Origin of the sequence: Thermalbibacter longus (assembly GCF_023806485.1) — a bacterium.
In the GTDB taxonomy this organism is placed as follows: domain Bacteria; phylum Chloroflexota; class Chloroflexia; order Thermomicrobiales; family Thermomicrobiaceae; genus Thermalbibacter; species Thermalbibacter longus.
Genome location: NZ_JAMSLR010000004.1, coordinates 169,697 through 191,277, shown reverse-complemented (window position 1 = coordinate 191,277; position 21,581 = coordinate 169,697). Strand labels below are relative to the sequence as shown.

Below are 21,581 nucleotides of genomic sequence, written 5' to 3'. Positions count from 1 at the left end.
AGAAACGAGCTGCCGCTGCGCCGCTTCACTGACCTCCTCGAGTACGATCTTGAGGCACAGTTGTCGGTAACTCTTGTCCCTGCCTCGGACCACATCTCGGCGTACGGGGAGACCCGAGAAGAGGCTCTCGAGTAGACGTGGGAGCTGGGCGAGCCAAGCTACGCTCTCCCGAGCTCGCGCCCTTCGATGACCCGCGTGCCTAGCCGCTTCGCTAGCCCCTGCGCTCCCCATCTCATCGCGACATCGTGATTCCAGCGAAACAGCGGCCGGGCGAGCGTGGAGACCAGGTTCATCCACCGCTTCGTCGTCCGCACCTGCCAGTCGTACCTGACAACCGTCCAGTGAGCATCGCTCCAGAGGTACCAGCGGCCGGTGCCCTCCAGGTCACCGCTGGCCGCGCCCTCTAGGATCACCGGCGGCTCGACACGCACGGTACGCATGTCGAACGTCAGCCGGTACGGCAACCTGCTCTTCCAGGCGTAGCGGTGAACGCTGCCCACCCCGCGATCATCGCCACGCTGGACCTCGACAACCTGCTCGACTCCCCTCCACCACACCGGCCAGTGCTCTGGATGACAAATCGCCTCCCAGACGGCATCCGCCGGCGCTCCGACGAGCCAGAGCGTCGTGAAGGCATAGTCGCTCATGGGTGCCTCCCGGCTATGTGCACTGCAGCATGCGAAAGATACACTCCCTAACGGCGACAGGCCGGCCCACACCGCAGGCGCGAGCACCGGTGACGGATCGGTTCGACACGTGCGGGATCGGCTCAGGTCCCTCCCTCCTCATCGATGTGGCCACCCGGCCGGAAGATCCCCTCGAGCGCCCGAGCGATCTGCTCCGCTGTTGCTCGGTACGCTTCAACGCTTTGGCCAAACGGATCGGGGACATCCAGCGTAACGAGTCTCACCGGGTCTACGCCCAACGCCCGGAGCGTCGCCGCGATACCCGAATCCAACGCGACGACCAGGTCGAAGGAGGCAAGACCAGCGGCGTCGACGCGGCGAGCGCGGTGACCGCTGAGGTCGATCCCCCTCTCGGCCATCACCGCGACCGCGTTCTGAGCAGCCGGAGCACCGTCGCAGGCCTCGATGCCGGCACTCTGGATCTCGATCTCCGATCCCAGCACCTTCCGAGCAAGCGCCGCCGCCATCGGGCTCCGGCAGGTATTCCCGCGGCACACGAAGAGGACGGATGTAACTCCATCCGCTCTCTGCATCGCTATCCCTCCCCTACCCGCTGGGCACTCCGAAGCCGACCCGGAAGGGCTATCGCGTACAGTGGCGGCGTGGGCAGCTCACGACGACATGGGGCTGCCCGGCTCTCTCGACGAGTCGGGACGTACTAGCGGCGCCGGGTAGAGCCCACGTCGCCATAACCATTCCCTGTCCCCCGGCAGGCTAGCCGTGGAGCGCCTGGCGGATCCAGTCCAGGCGGTCGAGTGGCATCAGCCCATAATGGTAAAAGTCTACCCACTCGGCGCCCGCCTCGCTCGCCACCGCTACCTTGGCAGCCAGGTTAGCCGGTGTGTCGCAGTCCGGCAGCATCGGCCGCAGCGCGACGGAGAAGGGCGTCGCCTCGGGGAGCAGCTCGCGGTAGGCAGTGAGGTCGAAGCGCAAGCGCTCGGGATTGCGGGCATAACCGATCGCCTCCAGGCCACCAGCCGCGCGAGCCACTGCCGCGACATCTACCCCGTCCTGCCAGGCACTGTTCGGCGCAGGCTCGCCGGCGGGCTCGCCTGTCGCGTAACCTTTGGCTGCACCGGACATGTCCATGAAGTAGACAGTCGTCTCGGGCCGTATTCGCTTCACTGCCTGGCTCACCGCTCGGGCGAGCGTCGTCACAGCCCCCATCCGTGCCAGAAGGTAACCGCCGAGTTCCCCTCCAGCCAGCCCGGCGACGTTGTCCCAGGTGAGCTCCAGTGCGAGCCAGGCAGGTGGCGAGCCCGCCAGTGCCTCCTCCAGCACCTGGCGGACCAGATCGCGAACGCGCTCGCCGTCGACGCCGGCCTCACCAGCCGTCTCCAGGCAGTGCCGGCAGAAGCAGAGGCCGAGCAGGCAACGGGCCATCGGGCTCAGCGGCACGAAGCAGCGCTCGTGGTGATAGCCGTGGTCGAACCCCAGGTAGCAGAGCGCCTCGGCCAGGATTGCGTCCACCCCGTAGCGGGCGATGTCTGCCGCCAGCGCTGCCGCAAAGGCCCGCACTTCAGGGTTGGCCGGGCAAAGCTGGGTAATGTAAGGGTCGCCGAAGGCGTTCTGCATGGCACAGTCAGGATAAAGCGAGCCCAGCCTGGTGTTGTGGAGAAAGACCGTCCAGGCGCGCACGGCCAGCCCGCGCTGGCCCGCGACTTCTACCAGCGCCTCCAGTATGCCGACCTGCTCCGCAAGCTGGCTCACCTGTGGCCGAATGCGCAGATCCTGGTAACGCTGGGAATCGGGGCGGAAGAAGACCGTGCCTCCTTCCAGGTAGCGAACTTTGCGCACTGGGTTGTGTGGAAACACATCTCGGGCGTGATGATATGCACAGGCCAGACTGACCCCGTCCAGCCCGGCGCGTCCCTGAATGTTGTCGAGGACAGCCTCCAGCCCTTCATCGTGCAGGTCGGTGGCGAAAAGAAATATCGAGCCCTTCATGCCCCGGTCTCACCTACAGTGTGGAAGTGCCGCCGGCGCCATTGTATCCCGAGCTGCCTTTGGCGCGGCGTGTCATTCCTGCCCAACCGCGACCGGTTCCTCAGCCGGGGCGTCCGCCGGCTGCAGCTTCGGTCGGCGGTCGAGCAGCAGACTGATCGCTGCTCCGATCAGGAGCAGAGCTATGAGCCCCGGCCAGAGCAGGATGGGGCGCGACGACTCGAGCACCAGGCCAGCCGCCCATGAAGAGCTACCCCAGGACAGCCCCCAGACCACGCTGCTGAAGGCCAGATAACGACCACGCAGGCCTTCTGGCGCCAGCTCGACGATGATCGCTCCGGAGGCCGGCATAAAGAGGAGTTCGGCCAGCGTGTAGACGATCATCGCTAGGAACGCAAGCTCGCTGAGCCAGGGGCTCAACGCGAACAGCGCATAGCTGAGGCCCCAGATGACACCGGCGAGCGCGAAGGTCAGGCCGTAGCGCCGCCCGGAGAGGGACCGGGCGACCGGCACCTGGGCGACAACGACGATCAGGGTGTTGACGGCGAAGAGCCCGCCGATCACCCGTTCCTCGACGCCGGCAGACTCTCGGAGATAAGGAGGAACGCTGACCTGGATCTGGGTGAAGGCCGTGACCAGGATGAACAGGATGACCTGGCTCAGGATGAACCAGCGATCACGCATCACCTCCCGCCAGCCGAGGAGCGCGGGAGCATCTTCTCGCTTTGCCCTGGCCGCTCTGCCTGAGGAGCGCACGAGCACGAGAATCAGACCGGCCGCCAGGAACACGAGGCCACCACTGAGCAGGTAGAGCTGCCGGTATTCCGGGAGCCCTCCCCCAGAGACCAGTACTCCGCCGATCAAGCCGCCAGCACCGATACCAGTGGCATTGGCCACTCGGAGCAGGGCGAATACTTCTCCGGCACGAGCTGGCGGCAAGAACGAGGTCGCCAGCGCATCGGAGGCAGGCCAGTAGAGGTTACCGAACAGCCCGAAGAGAACCATCAGCCCCAGGAACCGCTCGGGGGTGGTCCCCCAGGGGAAAGCGATATAGGCAAGGCCGAGCCCCGCTACAGTGGCGATCAGGACTGGCCGCGGCCCGAAATGGTCGATCGTCCCGGCCAGCAACAAGGTAAAGGCGACCCCGCAGGTGGCCGCAACCGCAAGGCCGGCACCTACGAGCCCCTCCCCTAGCCCGACCACCTGGCCGAAAAAGATGACCAGGAAGGGGAGCACCATGCCCCGCGCTGTGAAGAGCACCAGATTGGCCGATGCCAGAAGCCAGAGTGGACGGGGGTAACGGAGAATTTGGTCCAGCGTCCACTGCCGTATCCGGGCTGGAATCCACTGTGCCACTGTGCCCGCTCCCTCGCCTCGCTGATTATTGCGGTACAGCTTCCACTTTGGCCACAGCACTTACGCTATCGTTTAGCCGAGGAGACGGTGAGAGGAGAATGCGATGCGACCCCGGATCGTGGATCTCACGCACCCGCTCGGCCCGGCGATTCCGATGTTCCCAGGGCTTCCGGGCCCGGAGATCGAAGAGTTTCTCAGCCGCGAGGCATCGGGCGAGCGCTACGCTCCGGGCGTTAGCTTTGTCATCCATCGCTACCGGCTGATCGGGAACAGCGGCACGTACCTGGATGCACCGTATCACCGGTATGAAGATGGCCCGGATCTGGCCTCACTGCCCCTGGACCGAACCGCCGATCTTCCAGGGGTCATGGTCGACGTGGCCAGCGAGGTCGACGCCGGGCGCCTAGCAATCGGTCCCGAGCGGTTCACGGCTTTGGACATGACCGGCTGCGCCGTCCTCATCCGAACTGGCTGGGATGCCCGTTGGGGTACGCCGGACTACCTGGCAGCAAATCCGTACCTTACTGGTGAGGCCGCCGAGGTGCTGGTCGCCGCCGGGGCAGCACTGGTGGGGATCGACTCGTGGAACGTGGATGACGTAGCAGACCTCGCCCGGCCTGTCCACTCGCGGTTGCTGGCCCACGGAATACCGATTATCGAGAACCTGCGCGGGCTGGAGCGGCTACCGCGACGCGGCTTCCGCTTCCACGCGGCGCCGCTGCCGATTCCTGGTGGCTCCTCGATCCCGGTGCGCGCTTATGCCGTCGTCATCGAACGCTGAGTTGCCCAGCGCCCTCAGCTCTACCTAGCCCCATGGGCGTCAAAGGCGCGGCCAGCGGAGATCGACGCAGAGGGCACCTCGAGATTAAGCTCGCGCGCAAGGAGACGCCGGCCAGCAGCGATAAGCTCCACGGTACGCTCACCCGGCATGCGCACGATCCAGCCCTGCTCGAGCAGCCGTTGCAGCAGGGCGGAGCCCAGAGCGCCCGCCAGGTGGGGCGCCGCTCGCTCCAATCGAGACACCGACGAGCAAAGGAGCGGCGCGCCCGCCGGGCAGGGTCGAGGTCGATGCCGAGTGTGTTCAGCCACGCCTCACCCGTCGACGTGACGCGATGCTCAGCGCCGTCTTCGACCAGTATCCCTTTTCTGATCAAGGCAGATCGGATAGCCACTGCGAGCCAGCCCGCCAGGTGGTCATAGCAGACGCGCGAAATAGAGCCCAACCGGCGGCTCGCTCGCTCCCGCGCTCTCCCTGCTCGACGAGGAGCCAACGGTATCCATCGCCTCGAGGAGACAAGCAATCTCCGGACCGGCCAGGCAGTAATACCGGTGGCGTCCATGGCGCTCCAGGCGGAGGGGCCCACGATCGACGAGCTGGGCGAGGTGCTCGCTCGTGCGGTCACACCGTCCATGCCCTGCTCGCGCTTGCCCGTGCGAGGGCTCATGCCCTAGAGATGCCGAGCACCAGATCCCCGCGCCGGGCGCGAGACGCGGCCGGGCTCAGCGTCCCTCTCCTTGGGGTCGAGGTGGGGCTGGTAGCCCATCCGGAGATTGCAGACCGATAAGCTGGCGGAAGCGCGCCCAGAGCTCGCTCTCGGTCCGCGACTCGGCCTCGGTTGCAGCCTGGCGGGCTTCGGCGAGCCGGGCACGGACTCGCTCCTCGATCGCCCGCCGCCGCTCCGGCGAGAACGTAGCCGCGACGACGGCACCGGCTGCGATGCCGAGCGCGCTCCCGGCAACGAATCTGACGACTCGGGCCAAGCCTGCTGCCATGACCTACCTCCGTCCGCCGACTGCTCGAGCGATTGCCGCGACCAGACCCAGGGCCAGGCCGAGCCCAGCGCCGAGTGCCAAAGCACCCGGGAAGTTCAGGAGCGGCCTGACGTCGCCCTCCGCCTTCCCGGCAAACAGCAGTACGCGCGCGTCCTCGAGATGAGCCTGCTCAGCCGAAAGCGCCAACACCTGGCTTTTGACCAAGCGCAACTCACCCGCAACCAGTCGGCCGATCCGGCTGCGCTGGGTGACCGCCCGTTCAGCCTCCAGCGCTCGCACCGCGCTGCGGTCGACCTGCGCGCTCTTGGCCTCAACGGTCAGGGCGGATGACTGCTCCATGCTGACCCGGTCGCCGGTCACCTGATCAGCCTCGCTCTGTCGAAGGATGACGATCTGCCCCTCGACCCGGTCGACCTGAACTGAGAACGCTTCGGTCGCCTCCGTGGGCACGTAGCCACCCGGCTGCTTGTACGTGGTCTGCCGCACGCCGGGTTCTCTGGTCTCGGCCATCGACGCTGCCTCTTTCCGATCTCGGGCTCGGGCCAGGCTTTGGGCCAGGCCAATGTGCCATGCCGGCCTGTCAACTCATGACGTCCACCAGCGCTGATCCTACGGGCCGGCAAGGGGGCTGTCAAACAGAGGGGCAGCCGTGCGGCCGCCCCTCCTGGACACCTGGTACCTGGGCAGCCTCAGGCCGCCCGGGTGCGGACGCTCCTGGTGATTTCCGCCAGGTCTTCCATCAGATAGCGAGTCCAACGATCGAACTGCCCGTCCCTCCAGCCGGCGATGTGCTCCTTGAGCGCCTGGCGGGTCTCCTCCGGCATGCGGTCGAAGGCGCGGTTGGCGCCAGGCAATTCCGGATGGGCCGCGAGGAAGCGCTTCCGCTCCTCCACTATCTCGGCAGTGGCACGCTCGGGTCGCTCGATCAATGCCCCCAGCTCATGCATCTCGCTGTCGAGCACGATGAAGACCGGGATGGCCTGGTATCCATCCTTGCGCCGGTAGCGGTCCGCGAGATCCGTGTGCTGGTCGCGGCGGAGGATACGGACCTCAACCGTGGGGATCTCCTGCGCCAGCTTGACGACCATGGGAACGAACTGGGCCGAATCGCCGCACCAGTCTTCCGTGAGCACCAGGATGCGCACTGGTTCCTGTCCGAACGCCGCCCAATCGCCGGGCATGATTCTGGTCCGCGCGATGTTGGACTCGAATCGCTCGCGATTCTCGACCATCTGGCTCATATACTCGTCAGGCGTCATTGCCTGCTCCCAACGATCAGCCGCCAGCGTCATTCGTTCCACCCCCTTCTGCTCGACTGGCTCGTTCATTATCTGAGTCACCAACACCCCTGACTTCACCTGCATTCCCGCTCGCGTGCATCGACAACACGGGCGGGCAGGCATCCACCCTCCAGCCAGGATTCCGCTTCACTCCATATGGCGGAGCTCCGGAATGACGGTACGAGCGCACCGTTCGAGCACCGGCCAGGCCTCCTCCGGAGGCATCGGGAAGATGAGGTCAGTGAAGCCGGCGCGACGATACGCCAGCACGAGCTCGTAGAAATGCTTCTCCGATTGGAAGGGATGCCGCCAGGTAAAGACGGAGAAGCGGATCGCGTCCGGATCGCGCCCGGCCTCGATCGCGGCCCGGCGCACCTGCTCGGCCAGCGGGGCGACCTCTTCTGGCTCACCCCGCGTATTCCAGATGTCGGCATAGCGAGCAGCGAGCCGGAGCATTCGCGGCTTGAAGGCACCGATCATGATCGGGATGCGCGGCTTCTGCACCGGCTTCGGCTCGAAAGGAGCATCTTCGAACCGGTAGAAGCGGCCTTGGAACGTCGTCCTGGGCCGGGTCATCAGGCTATCGATTACCTGAACGGCTTCTTCGAGCATGGCAATCCGATCACCGACGCTCGGGAACGGAAACGAGTAGGCGCGGTGTTCCCGTTCCCACCAGCCGGCGCCGATGCCGAGCTCCACGCGGCCGTTGCTTGCATGATCGATCGTCACAGCCTCTTTCGCGAGCAGGCCCGGATTCCGGTACGTATTCCCGCTCACCACGACACCGAAGCGGATGCGCTCGGTGCGCATTCCGAGCGCGGCAATCAGCGTCCAGGCTTCGAAGTACGGGACGTCCTCGTGGTCTCCTGCCATAAAGTGATCCACTACCCAGGCGGTATCGAAGCCCAGCTCTTCGATCCATTGCCACTGGCGCGCCAGCTCCGAAAAAGGTCGCCGATTGCCGGTACCGATGCCGAACCGCAGTGGAAACCCCATCGCCGTCCTCCCTGCCTTCCTTGCTCGACGGTCAGTGTACCAAGGCGGCCAGCAGCCAACGCGTCCCTGCGTGCGATGCCCGAGCCGGTGCGCCGCTGTCGAGCATGGGTTAGGAGAGATCTGCCTGTCGCGCATCGGGCATTGGAGCCCGCCCGGGCAAGGGAGTCACGACCCTGGGGAAACCCGATGAAGAGCCGAGAGCCGGCCCGGTTTCGGGCCGGCTCTCCTGCACGCGAGTCGTTCTCGATGTGTCTCACTACTGGACAGTGAGGGTCCCAACCATACCGAGCTCGCGGTGGCCCGGAACCGAGCAGTAGAACTCGTACTGGCCGGGCTGGCTCGGAGCGGTGAACGTGACCTCCAAGGACTTCCCGGGCGCAACCAGGTCCGAGGTGATCACGTTGTCGATCACGAAGTCGTGCTCCAGCGAGCCCTCGTTCCGGAGCGTGACCTTCACCTCCTGGCCAGCACTCGCCGTAAGGGTATTGGGGCTGAACTGGTACTCCGACATCCGGATCGTCGTACCGCCACCTTCGCCGCCGCCACCCCCATTACCGCCCCCGCCGCAAGCCGCCAGCGCGGCGCTGACGACAGGCAGGCTCAGCGCCAGTAATGCACTCCGATGGAGCAGGGCCCGGCGCGTCAGGGGAGCAGCCAGCGACTTCTCGCTAAGCCGGGCTCCTCGTGTTTCAGCCATGCGTGCCTCCTGTTCAGCTCGCAACCCGTTTCCGTGCACCCGCCACTGATGGGTGCGCTCCGACTCAATCCACGATCGCCTGGCTCCGGTCGGAACTTCTCCGGAACCACACCACCTCGCGAGTATAGCAACATCTTCGTAACGCGGTCAGATTTCCCCCCAAAGTGTCAAACATTTCCCGACATTCCTATCATTCAGTCCTACCGATGCCCGGCCTGATCTTTACAGTTGAGCAATTGCTGTAGTATGCGATTCGACGAGCCGGCCAGGTTCAAGAAGGAGCCTGGATCAACTCATCAAGCACCCAGCCGGCAATCGGGTCGCCGCCGCGCCGGGCGCCGCCTCCGTGACTGGCTAACCGGCCAGATTAAGCAGCTCGGCAACGGTGACGAAGCGGTAGCCGCGCGCGCGGAGCGCGGCAATCAACCCGGGAAGTGCCTGAGCATCCGCAGATTGCGCGCCCACGTGCATCAGGATGATTCCGCCCGGCTCGGCGCCGGCTAGGCATCGATCGGTGATCTCCTGGGCGCTGAGCCCGTTCCAGCCCAGCGAGTCCACCGACCACATGACCACCACCGTGTAGCCGGCCAGCGGCAGATCGCGCAGAACCGACTCGTCGTAGTCACCGTAGGGTGGTCGGAAATAGGGCCGCATCGTCTCCTGGCTGCCCGTGACCTCAGCCACGACCTCTTCCAGTCGCCGGATCTCAGCCAGGCGCTCCTCCGTCGAGAGTGGCGGCTGACCGGTCGAGCGGCCAGTGAAGGATGGATGGCTATAGGTGTGGTTGATGAGCTGGTGCCCCTCCTCCACCATCCGCCGGACGAGATCCGGGTTATCCTCAGCCCAGCGTCCAGTCATCCCGAAGGTGGCTTTGATGCCTTCCGATGCGAGCGTATCCAGGATCTGTTCGGCATAGCCGCGGTCCGCTCCGGCATCGAACGTGAGCGCGATGACGGGCTCATCGGTCTGAACCCGCTCCACAACCATCGCCTCCCCGGAAGGTGCTGTGGTCGGGGTGGGTGCCGGCCGCTGCGTCGGGACCGGTGGAGGGATTGTTGCCGTGGGTTCCTGTATCGGCGTCGCCGTCGGCAACGGGGGCGGCTCCGGGCGGCTCGTGGGGGTTGCCACCGGGACGCTCGGCGTACTCGGCGCCGGAGCTGTGGTCGGGGTCGCCGTCGGTGAAGACGGAGTTGGAGTGGGCGTCGACGGGAAGGCTTGCGGCCCGGAGCACCCGACCAGTGGGACCACCAAGAGCAGGAGCAGCAGGCACGAGCGGCGCACAACGCCCTCCGATTCTCGCTCGCTGGCAGACGCGTGTCACAAAAACGACCGCCTCTGCACTCGAGGCGGTCTTATCTCATCGCCCGGCGCATCGACGCTACCAGATACCGAGCTCGTCCTTCGCCTCTTCACTCATCATATCAGGTGTCCAAGGCGGGCTCCAGACCAGGTTCACGTCGACCTCGCCCAGATTGGGCAGGTCGCTCAGTGCCTGGTTGACCTCCTCCATCAGGATCGGCCCCAGCGGGCAGCCCATCGAGGTCAAGGTCATCGTGATCAGAACGTCGGTCTTGCCGTCCCGCTCCTCGAGGTCGATGCCGTAGATCAGACCGAGGTCGACGACGTTGATGCCGATCTCGGGATCGTAGACCGCCTTCAGCCGCTCCCGGACATCGTCTTCTGTAAAGTGTGGCATCGCTGTCACGCTCCTATTCCGGCCACTCGTTCAGTCCGTAGGCTGCTGCCTTCAACACCTTCAAGCTCAGCAGCGCGCATTTGCGCCGAGCCGGGCTAATAGGGATACCAAGCTCATCCAGCAGGTCGTCGGCCGTGAGCGCTTTGACGAAGTCCAGGCTCTGCCCCTTGACCATCTCCGTCAAGATCGATGCCGAAGCCTGGCTGATCGCGCAGCCGCGGCCGGAAAAGGCGATGTCCGCGATCGTGCCGTTGTCCAGCCGCAGATCGATCCGGACCCGATCCCCGCACAGCGGGTTACTGTCCTCGAAGCTCCGGTCGTGTGGCTCCAGTGTCCCGTAGTTGCGCGGGTTGCGGTAGTGATCCAGGATATGCTCGCGATACAGGTCAGACACCGCCCACTCTCCGCGCTCAGTCCTCGATGTTGAAGAGCTGCCGGACGATCAAGAGCGCGTCCACCAGCCGGTCTATGTCCTCCTCTGTATTGTAGAGGTAGACGCTCGCGCGCGCAGTGGCCACCACCCCCAGCCGGCGCATCAACGGCTGAGCGCAGTGATGGCCGGCCCGGATGGCGATACCCTCGCTGTCGAGGATGCCGGCAATGTCGTGAGGATGGACATCGCCCAGCGTGAAGCTGACGACCCCGCTACGATCCTCGCCCACCGGACCGTATAGGGTCACGCCGGGGATCTCGTCCAGGCGAGCGAGCGCGTACCGCACCAGCTCCATCTCGTGCTGGCGGATGGCTGGCATGCTCAGTCGCTGGAGATAGTCCACCGCGACGCCGAGCGCCACCGCGTCGGCCACGCTCGGCGTACCGGCCTCGAACTTGGCCGGCAGGTCGGCCCAGGTCGACTCCTCGAGCGTGACCGTGCGGATCATGTCCCCGCCCCCGAGAAACGGCGGCATCGCCTCGAGCAGCTCGCGCCGTCCGTACAAGACACCGATGCCCATCGGGCCCAGCATCTTGTGGCCGGAGAACGCGTAGAAGTCGACTCCGAGCGCCTGCACATCCACCGGCAAGTGCGGCACGCTCTGGGCGCCGTCGACCAGTACGACCGCACCGGCGGCGTGCGCGCGCTCGACGATTTCGGCCACCGGGGTGATCGTGCCGAGCGCGTTCGAGACGTGGGTGACACTTACCAGCTTGACCCGGCCGCTAGCCAGGTACTCGTCGAGCTGCTCCAGCAGCAGCCGGCCGCTCTCGTCGATGTCGATATAGCGCAGCTCCGCGCCCCGCTCGCGCGCGATGAGCTGCCAGGGCACGATGTTGCTGTGGTGCTCGAGCAGGCTCAGTACCACGATGTCGCCCGGGCCGAGGTTGGCTCGCCCCCACGACTGCGCTACCAGGTTGATCGCTTCCGTGGTGTTGCGCACGAAGATGCACTCCCGCGGGTCGGGCGCGTTGATCAGCCTGGCGACCTTGGCCCTTGCCTGATCGTAGGCGAGGGTTGCAGCCTCGCTCAGCTCGTAGACGCCACGGTGAATATTGGCGTTCGTCGTACGGTAGAAGTCCTCCAGCGCCTGGATGACAGCGGCTGGCTTTTGCGAAGTAGCGGCGCTATCGAGATAGATCAGCGGCTTGCCACCACGGACAAGCCGCTGGAGGATGGGGAACTCCTCGCGCAGCGCGCGGGCGTCGAACTGGCGGGTATGGGCGTGTAGCGTGCTCATAGCCCGATCTTTCGCGCGATCGCCGCGCGAACGTCCGCCTGAACCTCCTCGACCGGAACCCGCTCGATCACCTCGTCGAAGAAGCCGTCGACGATGAGCTTCACCGCCTCGGTGCGGCTAATGCCGCGGCTCATCAGGTAGAAGATGTACTCCTCCTCTACCTGACCGACAGTCGCGCCGTGCGTGCAGCGCACGTCGTTCGCGCCGATCTCCAGGTTCGGGATCGTGTCTGCGCGAGCCGTCGGCGAGAGAATCAGGTTGCGGTTCGCCTGGTAGGCGTCCGTTCGCTGGGCGTGTGGGAACACTTTGATCAGACCGGAGAAGACGGTGCGCGCCCGGTCCTTCAGCGCGCCCTTGAACAGCAGGTCGCTGGTCGCATAGGGGGCGATGTGCCACTGCCGGGTCTGATGATCCAGGTGCTGGGCATCGTCAGCGAAGTAGAGTCCCAGCATCTCGGCAGTGCCTCCCGGCCCGACCAGGTGGCTCGCGATGAACGCCTTGCTGAGCCGGGAGCCGAGGCCGACGTTGAGCGTGTTCACCACCGCATCCTGCTGGACCAGGCCGCGCTGGGTCGTAAAGTTCCACACGTTGCGGCCCCAGTCCTGAAGCTGGATGTACCGTACCTGCGCCGCCTCGCCGGCGATGATCTCGACGACGTTGGACGCGATCACCGGCTCATCAGACGTCGGAGAGGCCCAGGCATCGATCAGTACGACCGAGGCTCCCTCCTCAGCCACGACCAGCGTATGGGCAAAGATCGCTGCCCCCGGGGTCTCTGCCCAGACGTGGCTGCGGAGCGGCAATGCCACCTGCGTGTTGGCCGGTACATAGACGAAGACGCCGCCGCTCCAGAAGGCAGCGTGCAGGGCGGCGAACTTGTTGTCCGAAGGCTTCACGGCCTCGGTCATGAAGTAGCGCTGGACCAGGTCCGGGTAACGTTCGATCGCGGTGGCCAGGTCGGTAAAGACTACCCCCTTCTCCACCAGTGCCGGATCAAGCTCAGCGTATGCCGTCGATGCATCGACCTGCACGAGCAGACCGGACCGCAGCGCCGCCTCACCGAGGCTCTCGACCAGCGCTGGCGGGAGGTCGCTGAGCGACCCAGCACGCCGGTCGAGCCCAGCATAGGGGTAGACCTGGTCGATGGGCAGGCGACGGATGTCGGTGCGCCGCCACTCCTCGTCGGTACGGCTGGGCATGGGCGTCGCCTCGTAGACAGACCAGGCGTCCAACCGCCGAGCGCGAACCCACTCCGGCTCGCCGCGCTTCCAAGAGAGCTCTTCGACTGCCCGGCGGGAGAACCCCCGTGCGATTTCCTGAACGGTCGTGCTCATAGACCCCTTCCGTGTCGCGTGCTGCCTGGCGGGCCGAGGTGGCGTTCACCACGGCCGGCCCGCCTCTCCCATCCACGCCCGGCCGGGATACTAACCGACCGAGCCCTCCATCTCGAGCTGGATGAGCCGGTTGAGCTCCACCGCGTACTCGAGTGGCAGCTCCTTGGTGATCGGCTCGATGAAGCCGTTGACGATCATGCTCATCGCCTCAGCTTCGGAGAGCCCTCGGCTCTGCAGGTAGAAGAGCTGCTCCTCCGCGACCTTGCTCACCGTGGCCTCGTGACCGATCGAGACCTGCTCCTCCTCGATCTCCATGTACGGATACGTGTCAGTCCGGCTCTGCTCATCGAGCAGCAGCGCATCACAGACCACGTTGGCGCGCACATGGTGAGCGCCGCGATGCACCTTCACCAGCCCGCGGTAGCTGGACCGGCCGGTGCCCTTGGAGATCGACTTGGAGATGATCTGCGACGAGGTGTAGGGCGCCACGTGCACCATCTTGCCGCCAGCATCCTGGTGCTGTCCATCGGAGGCAAAGGCGACCGAGAGCACCTCGCCACGAGCGCCCGGCTCCATCAGCCAGACCGCCGGGTACTTCATCGTCACCTTGGAACCGAGGTTCCCGTCGACCCACTCCATCGTCGCGTCGCGGTACGCCGCGGCCCGCTTGGTCACCAGGTTGTAGACGTTCTTCGACCAGTTCTGGATGGTCGTGTAGCGGCAGCGAGCGCCCTCCTTGACGATGATCTCAACGACCGCGCTGTGCAGCGAGGCCGTGCTGTAGATCGGCGCGGTGCAGCCCTCGACGTAGTGGACGTAGCCGCCCGGCTCGACGATGATCAGCGTGCGCTCGAACTGTCCCATGTTCTCGGCGTTGATCCGGAAATAGGCCTGGAGCGGGATCTCTACTCGGACGCCCTCCGGCACGTAGACGAAGGAGCCGCCCGACCACACCGCCGAGTTGAGCGCGGCGAACTTGTTGTCGTTGGGCGGGATGATGGTGCCGAAGTACTGCTTGACGAGATCCGGGTACTCCCGGACTGCGGTGTCCATGTCGACGAAGATGACTCCCTGGCGCTCAAGATCTTCACGCAGCGAGTGGTAGACGACCTCCGACTCGTACTGCGCGCCGACACCGGCCAGGAACTTCCGCTCCGCTTCCGGAATTCCGAGGCGCTCGAAGGTCTGCTTGATGTACTCCGGCACCTCGTCCCAGGAGCGGCCCTGCTTCTCGGTAGGCTTGACGTAGTAATAGATGTCGTCGAAGTTCAGCTCGCTCAGGTCCGCGCCCCAGGTCGGCAGTGGCCGCCGCTGGAAGTACTCGAGCGCCTTCAGCCGGAACTCCCGCATCCAGTCCGGCTCACCCTTGATCCAGGAGATCTGCTCGACGACCTCCCGGTCGAGCCCTTTGCGGGTCTTGAAGACGTACTGCTCCGGGTCGCGGAACCCGTACTTGTACTCGGTTCCTAGTCGCTGCAGTTCGAGTTCTGCCTCAGTTGCCATGGTCTCGACCCCTCTCCAGTGGTCTGCAGCGAGGCGTCGACTCAGTCCCGCCTCACGACGCTGCCTCGGCGAACTCCGCCTTCAGCCAGTCATAGCCCTTGGCCTCGAGCTCCTCGGCCAGCTCCGGGCCGCCGGAGGCGACGATTCTGCCATCGAGCATGACGTGGACGAAATGCGGCTTGATGTAGGACAGCACTCGCTGGTAGTGCGTGATGATCAGCATGGCCATGTTCGGGTTGAACAGCGCATTGACGCCGTCGGCCACCGTGCGCAGGGCATCGATGTCGAGCCCGGAGTCGGTCTCGTCGAGAATGGCGAACTCGGGCTCGAGCAGCGCCATCTGCAGGATCTCCGCCCGCTTCTTCTCGCCACCGGAGAACCCCTCGTTCAGGTAACGCGTGGCGAACGATTCATCCATGCGCAGCATCGCGAGCTTCTCGCGCATCAACCGGCGGAACTCCCGCGGGCTCAGCGCCTTGTCCTCGCCGTAGCGTGCCTTGCGCACCGAGTTGACTGCGAGCCGCAGGAAGTTGGCCACCGTCACTCCGGGGATGGCGGTCGGATATTGGAACGCGAGAAAGAGCCCCAGCTTCGCGCGCTCGTCCGGCGTCATCTCCAGGATATTCTCGCCCTTGTAGAGAATCCGGCCCTCGTATACCTCGTAGTTCGGGTGGCCGGCGATCACGTAGGCGAGGGTGCTCTTACCGGAGCCGTTGGGGCCCATCAGCGCGTGAATCTCGCCACGGTTGACCGTCAGATCGAGGCCGCGCAGGATCTCCTTACCCTCGATCCCGGCATGTAGGTTCTCGATCGTGAAGAGCGGCGTAGCCTCAGGCGTCATCGCGTTCGATCCCTCCATCTCTCACTCGCCTCGTCCACGACTGGCTCGCGTTACGTACGATGTTACTATACCCACAGGTTGCGAAAGCGCGCAAGCAGACGAATCCTCCGGTGCCGGCACCTCCTCTCTCATCGAAGGCGGTGTCCGGCTTCCTGGCAGGTGGGGCAAATCCCCGAGAAGACAGTCTGATGGTCATGGATCTCGTAGCCGGTCTGCTCTTCGGCCACCTGCCGGGCCAAGATCGCGATCGGCACATCGACATCGACCAGCTCACCGCAAACGACGCAGTGAACGTGGTCATGTCGATCAGTACGCCGGTCGAACCGCGTGGCGTGGTCACCGAACGGGAATTCCTGGATCAGCCCGCGCTCTGCCAGGAGATGCAGCGTCCGGTAAACCGTGCCGTACGCGATCGTCGGATACTTGCGCCGCACGCGCTCGAAGATCTCGCCCGCAGTCAGATGCCGCTCGGCATTCTGCACCTCGGCGAGGATCGCCAATCGCTGTGGTGTCAGGCGGAATCCGGTCTCAAGCATCTCCTGCGACTTGCTCCCATGTGAGAATGATTCTCGCTTTCACCTGTGCTATACCTTACCCGATGGATCGGAATTCGTCAACCCAGACTACTGCGAGGTGACGATGGATCGCCAGGAGCAGATGGAAATCCTTCTGGACCACTTCAAGCACCCCCGGCACCGCTACGCGATTCCCGAGGCTGACGTCACCATGCCCGGCGGCAACCCAGGCTGTGGCGACATCGTAACGATCTACCTGAAGGTCGGCGATGATGGCCAGGTCATTGCCGAGGCATCGTTCGAGGGTGAGGGTTGCACCATCAGCCAGGCAGCGGCCGATATCCTGCTGGAGCTCGTCAACGAGGAGGGCTGGACGCTCGACGAGGTCCTGGAGACTGACTATCACCTCATGGAGGAGCTGATCGGCGAGGAGGCAGTTCGCCTGCGGCCACGCTGCGCCACCCTGGCGCTCGGCACGCTCAAGGCCGCGGTGACCAAGTACAAGCGAGATCGGCTTCGGGAAGAAGCCGGACTCGACCGTGTCACGAGCGAGAACGAGCAGTTCGGCATCGTCACCGGCGAGGCAGCCCGCGATTCCCGTTCCGGAACTGCGGGCGAGGTGCCGCGGCGCGGCGAGTCTGGCTGATTGGGCTCCCCACCCCTCCGGGCTCTTCAGCGGTCGCGGCGCTTCGCGCGAACGTGCTCGGCGAAGGCGCGCAGGTGCTCCTGAAGCCGTGGCCCGAAGCCGCTGATCGTCACCAGGGTTGCGCGCGCCTTGCCGACATTCGGCTGTATCGAGATCTCAGCGGTCACCCGCGGCAGGATCCCCTCTCGGCCTCCCAGCACGTACACCTGGTTCGGGCGGCCGGTTCGACCGGCGCGGTAACCACGCGCGCGGAAGAACTCGATCGCGTCAGCGAGGACATCCTCCGCCGCCGCGTGGGTGACCACCTTGCGCTGGAACGCCGTGCGGGCCATCTCATCGCTCAGTGCCTCGCGCTCGGCCTGGGTCGTGCCATTGCCAGAAGGGGTATACGGCGACGCTTCGCTCATCAGCAGGCTCCTGATCGACCTGGGTTTCCGGCTCCTGGCCGCCAGCGAACGACCTCAATCCTACCCGACGACCAGCAGTGCTGCGCATCTGACCACGCGAGGTGCAAGGTGTCGCAGCAGGCTCGCGCTTCTGTAAAATCTCAGCTAACCCTAGGCACCCCAGAACGGTGAAGTTGGGATGATGCGCAGCGGTTTGCTCTCCTGGAGATTAGGAATACTACTTTTGTTGGTATGCCTCGCTGGTCTCCCTGCCGGGATTCCGGTCCTCGCGCAGGCAGAAAGCTGCGCATCGAGCTCTCCGCCTCAAGGGGGATACCAGATCGAGCTCTGCATCGTGGAGCCTGCTGCGGGCACAACGCTCGAAGGCGTACGCCCGATCTCAGCCAATGTCACGGCGTCCGGTTCCGACCCGGGGGTCCGGCGCGTAACATTCTACCTCGATGGAGCGTACCTGCTGACCGACTACGAAGCTCCCTACGAGTTTCTCCTCCCCACGGATCGCTTCGTCGATGGGCCTCATCGCCTGGAAACCCAGGCACTGCTGCGCGACGACTTCGTATCGAACCGCGCGGCGATCACCGTGCACTTCCAGAACGGCATCACTGAACCCCCGGAGACTCAACCAGCTCCCTTCACACCCACGACCGGGCGGCCGCCGGAGCCTGGTCGACCGGTCATCGTCGCCGCTGTCGGCGACGGGGCCAGCGGTGAGACCGCCGCTCAGCAGGTCACCGATCTGATCGCGTCATGGAATCCCAATCTATTGCTCTATCTCGGAGACGTCTATGAAGAGGGCACGCCGGTCGAGTTCTACAACTGGTACGGCGTCGGCGATCGGTTCTACGGGCGTTTTCGCGAGATCACCAACCCGACAGTCGGCGACCACGAGCACGAGGGGGGTGTCGCCCCGGGCTACTACGACTACTGGGGCGCAGTTCCCGACGCCTATCGCTTCGAAGTAGCCGGATGGCGCATCATCAGCCTGAACTCAAATAAGCAGGTCACGCCCGGCTCTCCGCAGTACGGCTGGCTCGAGCAGGAGCTGCGCGATCATCCTGTGCCCTGCACGATCGTGTTCTTGCACCATCCCATCTACAGCATCGGGACACAAGGAAGTAGCTTGCGGGTGGAGGGACTCTGGCCGCTGCTGGTGCTGCACGGCGTCGACCTGGTCCTCAGCGGGCACGACCACAATTACCAGCGCTGGGTTCCGCTCGACAGCTCGGGAAACCCCTCGCCGACTGGGGTGACTCAATTCGTAGTCGGCACCGGAGGACACGGCATCCGGGCGTTCGCGGCTCACGACGATCGGCTGGCGAAGGGAATCGATGCCGTGCCGCTCGCCTTCGGCGCGCTCCGGCTGGAGCTTAACCCTGACGGCGCCCGGTTCGAGTTCATCAACGTGAACGGCCACGTGCTCGACTCGGGTTCGGTCCCGTGCCGGCCCGAGCAGGCCGACACGAGCGTGCCGGAAGCGCCGCAGGGTTTGGCCGCGATCCGGGTGGGGCCTAACCGCGTCGACCTCAACTGGAACACGACGACCGACAACGTGGGTGTCACGGGCTATGAGATCTACCGCAACGGGGTACTCGTAGCCACCACCGATACGACAACCACGTACTCTGACCTGAGCGTCGACGAGGGATCTGCTTACGCCTACACCGTACGTGCACGCGACGCAGCCGGCAACCGTTCTCCGGAAAGTGAGCCAGCAGTAGTCTCTGCGCAGGTGCCCGTCACCTGGTCCTTTCTCGACCGTGCCGGCACTCCGGTGAACCTGGAGCGCATCCAATCGATGACGCTCCGCAATAGCCAAGGCGAGCGCCTTGTGTTTACGGCCCAGCAGCTCCGCGAGCCACAGGATTTGGCATCCAGCCAGGTCGTCTTCGGGAACGGGACAGTATCCGAAGAGGATCTTCATTACACCGTGGAGGAAGTCATCGTCGACGGGAAGAACGTGCTCGCTCCGGGCCAGACGACTTTCACACCGCGCCGGGAACGAGAGTGGCAGATTGTCCTGGAGCTGCACCGCGTCCGGTTCCGGGTCGCTGACCGACTGGTTGGCTCGCCGCTCGCCGGGGTGAGGATGGCCATCGAATCCCCGGATGGCCATCTCACCGCACTCACAACCGGTCTACGGGGACAGGCGACGATCGAGCTTCCGCCTGGAGAATACCGGGTCATCATCGACGGGCCGCTGCTGGCCTCGACGAGGACGATCGTGGTCGATGGCCCGCTCTCGGTGGAGTTCGCGCTGTTCACCGTTCTGGACGTCGCGCTGCTTCTTGGACTCCCCGCGGCGGCAGCCCTTCTGATCGCCGCCCTTCTGGTCGGCCGGTTCCTTACCGTGCGCCAATCGCCCGCTCGTCCTTGGCGCCAGCGCTGATATCGGGGCCAGGCCTTCCCGCGCCCGGCCCCCTCAGTGGGGAGCAGGGATACGCGAGTTACGGCGAGTGACACCGCCGCATGGCGCCGGCCGCAATCGCTCAGCGATGAGTTGTCACCCCCACCTGCTGGCACATATCGAGCACGACGCAGACCGAGCAGCGAGGAGCTCGCCCGGCACACACATGCTTGCCGAAAGGCACCAGCAGCCGGTTGATCTCGACCCAGTATCGCTTCGGCAGCTTTTCCTCCAGCGCCGTCATGGTCTGCTCGGGCGTTCGGGTGCGCACATAGCCCCAGCGGTTCGTGACCCGGTGGACATGGACGTCCACCGCAATCCGCGGAATACCGCAGGCGATTCCGAGTACGAGGTTAGCGCACTTGGGACCGACGCCAGGCAACGAGCGCAGGAGCCGCTCGTCGCAGGGCAGCTCACCGTCATAGTCGGCGGCCAGCCGGCGGGCAATGGCATGGATCTGTCGCGCCTTCGGCTCGTGGAAGGTCGTCGTGAGGATCAACTGGTTGATTTCGGCCGGAGTCAGATGGGCCACGTCTCGCGCCGTGCGCGCCCGGCTAAAGAAGCGCCGGGCCGTCGGCACCGTGACTTCGTCGAAGGTACGTATCGAGATCATGCAGGCGACCAGCACTTCGAAGGGGCTGTCGAAACCCTCCTCGGCAAGCTGGAAAAGCGCCGCCGGGGGAAACGGCCGCACCGCTTCTCGGATGCGGCTCATCGCCTCGTCGATATCGAACGGTCGCTTGGTCGCCGACACAGTGCGCCTCGCGATGCCTGGCTCTCGATTGCCCGGCGATGGCATATGCCGGCTGCCAGTGAAGAGATGCCAGTTGTCAGTATAGATGATCGCAGGCACGAGCCGGACTCCGTCGGTACACTTGCAGGATCGTCAGTTCTCCCTCGCCCGCGTTGTGCTCCCAGACAGGAAGGAGCGTCGCGTGAAGTACGGCTTCCTGATCCCGACGGGCGATCCGCTGACAATCGCCGAGCTAGCAAGTGAGGCGGAGCTGGCCGGATGGGACGGCGTTTTCTACTGGGACGGCATCTACATCGGCGACTTCGAGACATACGATCCCTGGGTCGTGATGGCTGCCATGGCAATGAAGACCGAGCAGGTACGGATCGGCGCGATTGTTACCCCACCGGCCCGCCGGCGCCCGTGGAAGCTCGCGCGCGAGACGTTGACGCTCGATCACCTCTCAGGTGGCCGGCTGGTGCTGGCGGTCGGCCTCGGCGCGCTCGACGACGGCGGCTTCTCGAAGGTCGGCGAGCCAACCGATCGGCGGGTAAGAGCGCGTATGTTGGACGAGAGCCTCGAGATCTTGGTTGGCCTGTGGAGCGGGAAGCCGTTTGCCTACCAGGGTGAGTTCTATCGCTTCACTGAGATGACCTTCCTGCCTCAGCCGGTGCAGCGCCCGCGGATTCCGATCTGGGTCGTAGGCGCCTGGCCGAGTCGCCGCTCGATGGACCGCGCGCTACGCTACGACGGGCTGCTGGCTGCCGCGATCGGCGCTACCCCGGAAGGATTGCCCGGTGTGACCCCGGAGACGATCCGCGCGATACGGAACTACGTCGAGGCGCGCCGTGGCCAGCAGAGTCCGTTCGAGATCATTCATGAGGGCATGTCGCCGGGCGACGACCCGGCACAGGCAGCGAGCATCGTCCGGCCCTTCGCCGAGGCGGGCGCGACGTGGTGGATCGAGTCGCGGTGGTTGCCTCCCAACGAGCCGCCTGACCTGCTCCGCCGCATCCGCCAGGGCCCGCCCCGCATCGACTGAGTGAGGGGTTGTGAAACCGCACGTGTGACACCCCGCGATCCGGCGCGGCTGCCTC

At 65.2% G+C, this 21,581-nt stretch carries 23 protein-coding genes; 4 read left to right on the top strand and 19 right to left on the bottom strand.

All coding sequences use genetic code 11. From position 1 onward, the window contains the following. Window positions 1-158 precede the first annotated feature (158 nt). From NET02_RS07630 to NET02_RS07615, 4 genes are all read right to left on the bottom strand, one after another. Window positions 159-647: an SRPBCC family protein gene (locus NET02_RS07630; RefSeq protein WP_284056791.1), complete on the bottom strand. Its 489-nt coding sequence runs from the start codon at window positions 645-647 to the stop codon at window positions 159-161. A 122-nt stretch (window positions 648-769) separates the two neighbouring features. Continuing rightward, window positions 770-1,219, bottom strand: coding sequence for an arsenate reductase/protein-tyrosine-phosphatase family protein (locus tag NET02_RS07625; RefSeq protein ID WP_284056790.1), 450 nt, complete (start codon window positions 1,217-1,219; stop codon window positions 770-772). A 181-nt stretch (window positions 1,220-1,400) separates the two neighbouring features. Further along, complete coding sequence (locus NET02_RS07620; protein WP_284056789.1) at window positions 1,401-2,633, bottom strand: hypothetical protein; 1,233 nt, start codon at window positions 2,631-2,633, stop codon at window positions 1,401-1,403. Window positions 2,634-2,705: 72 nt separating this feature from the next. Then, window positions 2,706-3,986: an MFS transporter gene (locus NET02_RS07615; RefSeq protein ID WP_284056788.1), complete on the bottom strand. Its 1,281-nt coding sequence runs from the start codon at window positions 3,984-3,986 to the stop codon at window positions 2,706-2,708. 103 nt (window positions 3,987-4,089) lie between these two features. Here NET02_RS07615 and NET02_RS07610 point away from each other — a divergent pair, with 103 nt between their 5' ends. Beyond that, on the top strand, window positions 4,090-4,767 hold the full coding sequence (locus NET02_RS07610; RefSeq protein WP_284056787.1) for a cyclase family protein: 678 nt from the start codon (window positions 4,090-4,092) through the stop codon (window positions 4,765-4,767). 719 nt (window positions 4,768-5,486) lie between these two features. Here NET02_RS07610 and NET02_RS07605 read toward each other — a convergent pair. From NET02_RS07605 to NET02_RS07545, 13 genes are all read right to left on the bottom strand, one after another. Beyond that, a complete protein-coding gene (locus tag NET02_RS07605) occupies window positions 5,487-5,759 on the bottom strand; it encodes a hypothetical protein (RefSeq protein WP_284056786.1) in 273 nt (90 codons plus the stop codon). Between the two features lie 3 nt (window positions 5,760-5,762). Then, window positions 5,763-6,269, bottom strand: coding sequence for a hypothetical protein (locus NET02_RS07600; protein WP_284056785.1), 507 nt, complete (start codon window positions 6,267-6,269; stop codon window positions 5,763-5,765). A 179-nt stretch (window positions 6,270-6,448) separates the two neighbouring features. Then, window positions 6,449-7,099 (bottom strand): thioredoxin family protein, encoded by a 651-nt coding sequence (locus tag NET02_RS07595; protein ID WP_284056784.1) that lies wholly within the window; start codon window positions 7,097-7,099, stop codon window positions 6,449-6,451. 87 nt (window positions 7,100-7,186) lie between these two features. Beyond that, window positions 7,187-8,035, bottom strand: a complete 849-nt coding sequence (locus tag NET02_RS07590) for a TIGR03560 family F420-dependent LLM class oxidoreductase (RefSeq protein ID WP_284056783.1) — start codon at window positions 8,033-8,035, stop codon at window positions 7,187-7,189. A 256-nt stretch (window positions 8,036-8,291) separates the two neighbouring features. Further along, entirely contained in the window at window positions 8,292-8,732 is a 441-nt protein-coding gene (locus NET02_RS07585; protein ID WP_284056782.1) for a cupredoxin domain-containing protein, read from the bottom strand. A gap of 354 nt (window positions 8,733-9,086) precedes the next feature. Continuing rightward, entirely contained in the window at window positions 9,087-9,713 is a 627-nt protein-coding gene (locus NET02_RS07580; protein ID WP_284056781.1) for a polysaccharide deacetylase family protein, read from the bottom strand. Between the two features lie 397 nt (window positions 9,714-10,110). Continuing rightward, window positions 10,111-10,428 carry a metal-sulfur cluster assembly factor gene (locus tag NET02_RS07575; RefSeq protein WP_284056780.1) on the bottom strand — a complete coding sequence of 106 codons (318 nt, stop codon included), beginning with the start codon at window positions 10,426-10,428 and terminating at the stop codon, window positions 10,111-10,113. A 13-nt stretch (window positions 10,429-10,441) separates the two neighbouring features. Further along, the gene (gene sufU / locus NET02_RS07570) at window positions 10,442-10,822 is read right to left on the bottom strand and encodes a Fe-S cluster assembly sulfur transfer protein SufU (protein WP_284056779.1); all 381 of its coding nucleotides are present in this window, start codon (window positions 10,820-10,822) and stop codon (window positions 10,442-10,444) included. 16 nt (window positions 10,823-10,838) lie between these two features. Beyond that, window positions 10,839-12,101 carry a cysteine desulfurase gene (locus tag NET02_RS07565; RefSeq protein WP_284056778.1) on the bottom strand — a complete coding sequence of 421 codons (1,263 nt, stop codon included), beginning with the start codon at window positions 12,099-12,101 and terminating at the stop codon, window positions 10,839-10,841. Continuing rightward, window positions 12,098-13,435, bottom strand: coding sequence for a Fe-S cluster assembly protein SufD (gene sufD / locus NET02_RS07560; RefSeq protein WP_284056777.1), 1,338 nt, complete (start codon window positions 13,433-13,435; stop codon window positions 12,098-12,100). Before sufD ends, NET02_RS07565 begins: the two co-directional genes overlap by 4 nt. 90 nt (window positions 13,436-13,525) lie before the next feature. Next, window positions 13,526-14,938, bottom strand: a complete 1,413-nt coding sequence (gene sufB / locus NET02_RS07555; protein ID WP_284056776.1) for a Fe-S cluster assembly protein SufB — start codon at window positions 14,936-14,938, stop codon at window positions 13,526-13,528. Between the two features lie 52 nt (window positions 14,939-14,990). Further along, window positions 14,991-15,779, bottom strand: coding sequence for a Fe-S cluster assembly ATPase SufC (sufC, locus tag NET02_RS07550; protein WP_284056775.1), 789 nt, complete (start codon window positions 15,777-15,779; stop codon window positions 14,991-14,993). A 128-nt stretch (window positions 15,780-15,907) separates the two neighbouring features. After that, window positions 15,908-16,315 (bottom strand): Fur family transcriptional regulator, encoded by a 408-nt coding sequence (locus NET02_RS07545; protein WP_284056774.1) that lies wholly within the window; start codon window positions 16,313-16,315, stop codon window positions 15,908-15,910. A gap of 121 nt (window positions 16,316-16,436) precedes the next feature. On the opposite strand from NET02_RS07545, the gene NET02_RS07540 reads away from it, so the two are divergent. Further along, window positions 16,437-16,940 carry an iron-sulfur cluster assembly scaffold protein gene (locus NET02_RS07540; protein WP_284056773.1) on the top strand — a complete coding sequence of 168 codons (504 nt, stop codon included), beginning with the start codon at window positions 16,437-16,439 and terminating at the stop codon, window positions 16,938-16,940. A 26-nt stretch (window positions 16,941-16,966) separates the two neighbouring features. Here the strand turns inward: NET02_RS07540 and NET02_RS07535 are convergent, their stop codons facing one another. Then, a complete protein-coding gene (locus NET02_RS07535; RefSeq protein ID WP_284056772.1) occupies window positions 16,967-17,347 on the bottom strand; it encodes a hypothetical protein in 381 nt (126 codons plus the stop codon). Window positions 17,348-17,681: 334 nt separating this feature from the next. On the opposite strand from NET02_RS07535, the gene NET02_RS07530 reads away from it, so the two are divergent. Further along, on the top strand, window positions 17,682-19,733 hold the full coding sequence (locus NET02_RS07530; protein ID WP_284056771.1) for an Ig-like domain-containing protein: 2,052 nt from the start codon (window positions 17,682-17,684) through the stop codon (window positions 19,731-19,733). A gap of 100 nt (window positions 19,734-19,833) precedes the next feature. Here NET02_RS07530 and NET02_RS07525 read toward each other — a convergent pair whose 3' ends face one another. Further along, window positions 19,834-20,550: an endonuclease III domain-containing protein gene (locus NET02_RS07525; protein WP_430981076.1), complete on the bottom strand. Its 717-nt coding sequence runs from the start codon at window positions 20,548-20,550 to the stop codon at window positions 19,834-19,836. Window positions 20,551-20,686: 136 nt separating this feature from the next. On the opposite strand from NET02_RS07525, the gene NET02_RS07520 reads away from it, so the two are divergent. Continuing rightward, window positions 20,687-21,526 (top strand): LLM class flavin-dependent oxidoreductase, encoded by an 840-nt coding sequence (locus NET02_RS07520; protein WP_284056769.1) that lies wholly within the window; start codon window positions 20,687-20,689, stop codon window positions 21,524-21,526. Window positions 21,527-21,581: the final 55 nt, after the last annotated feature.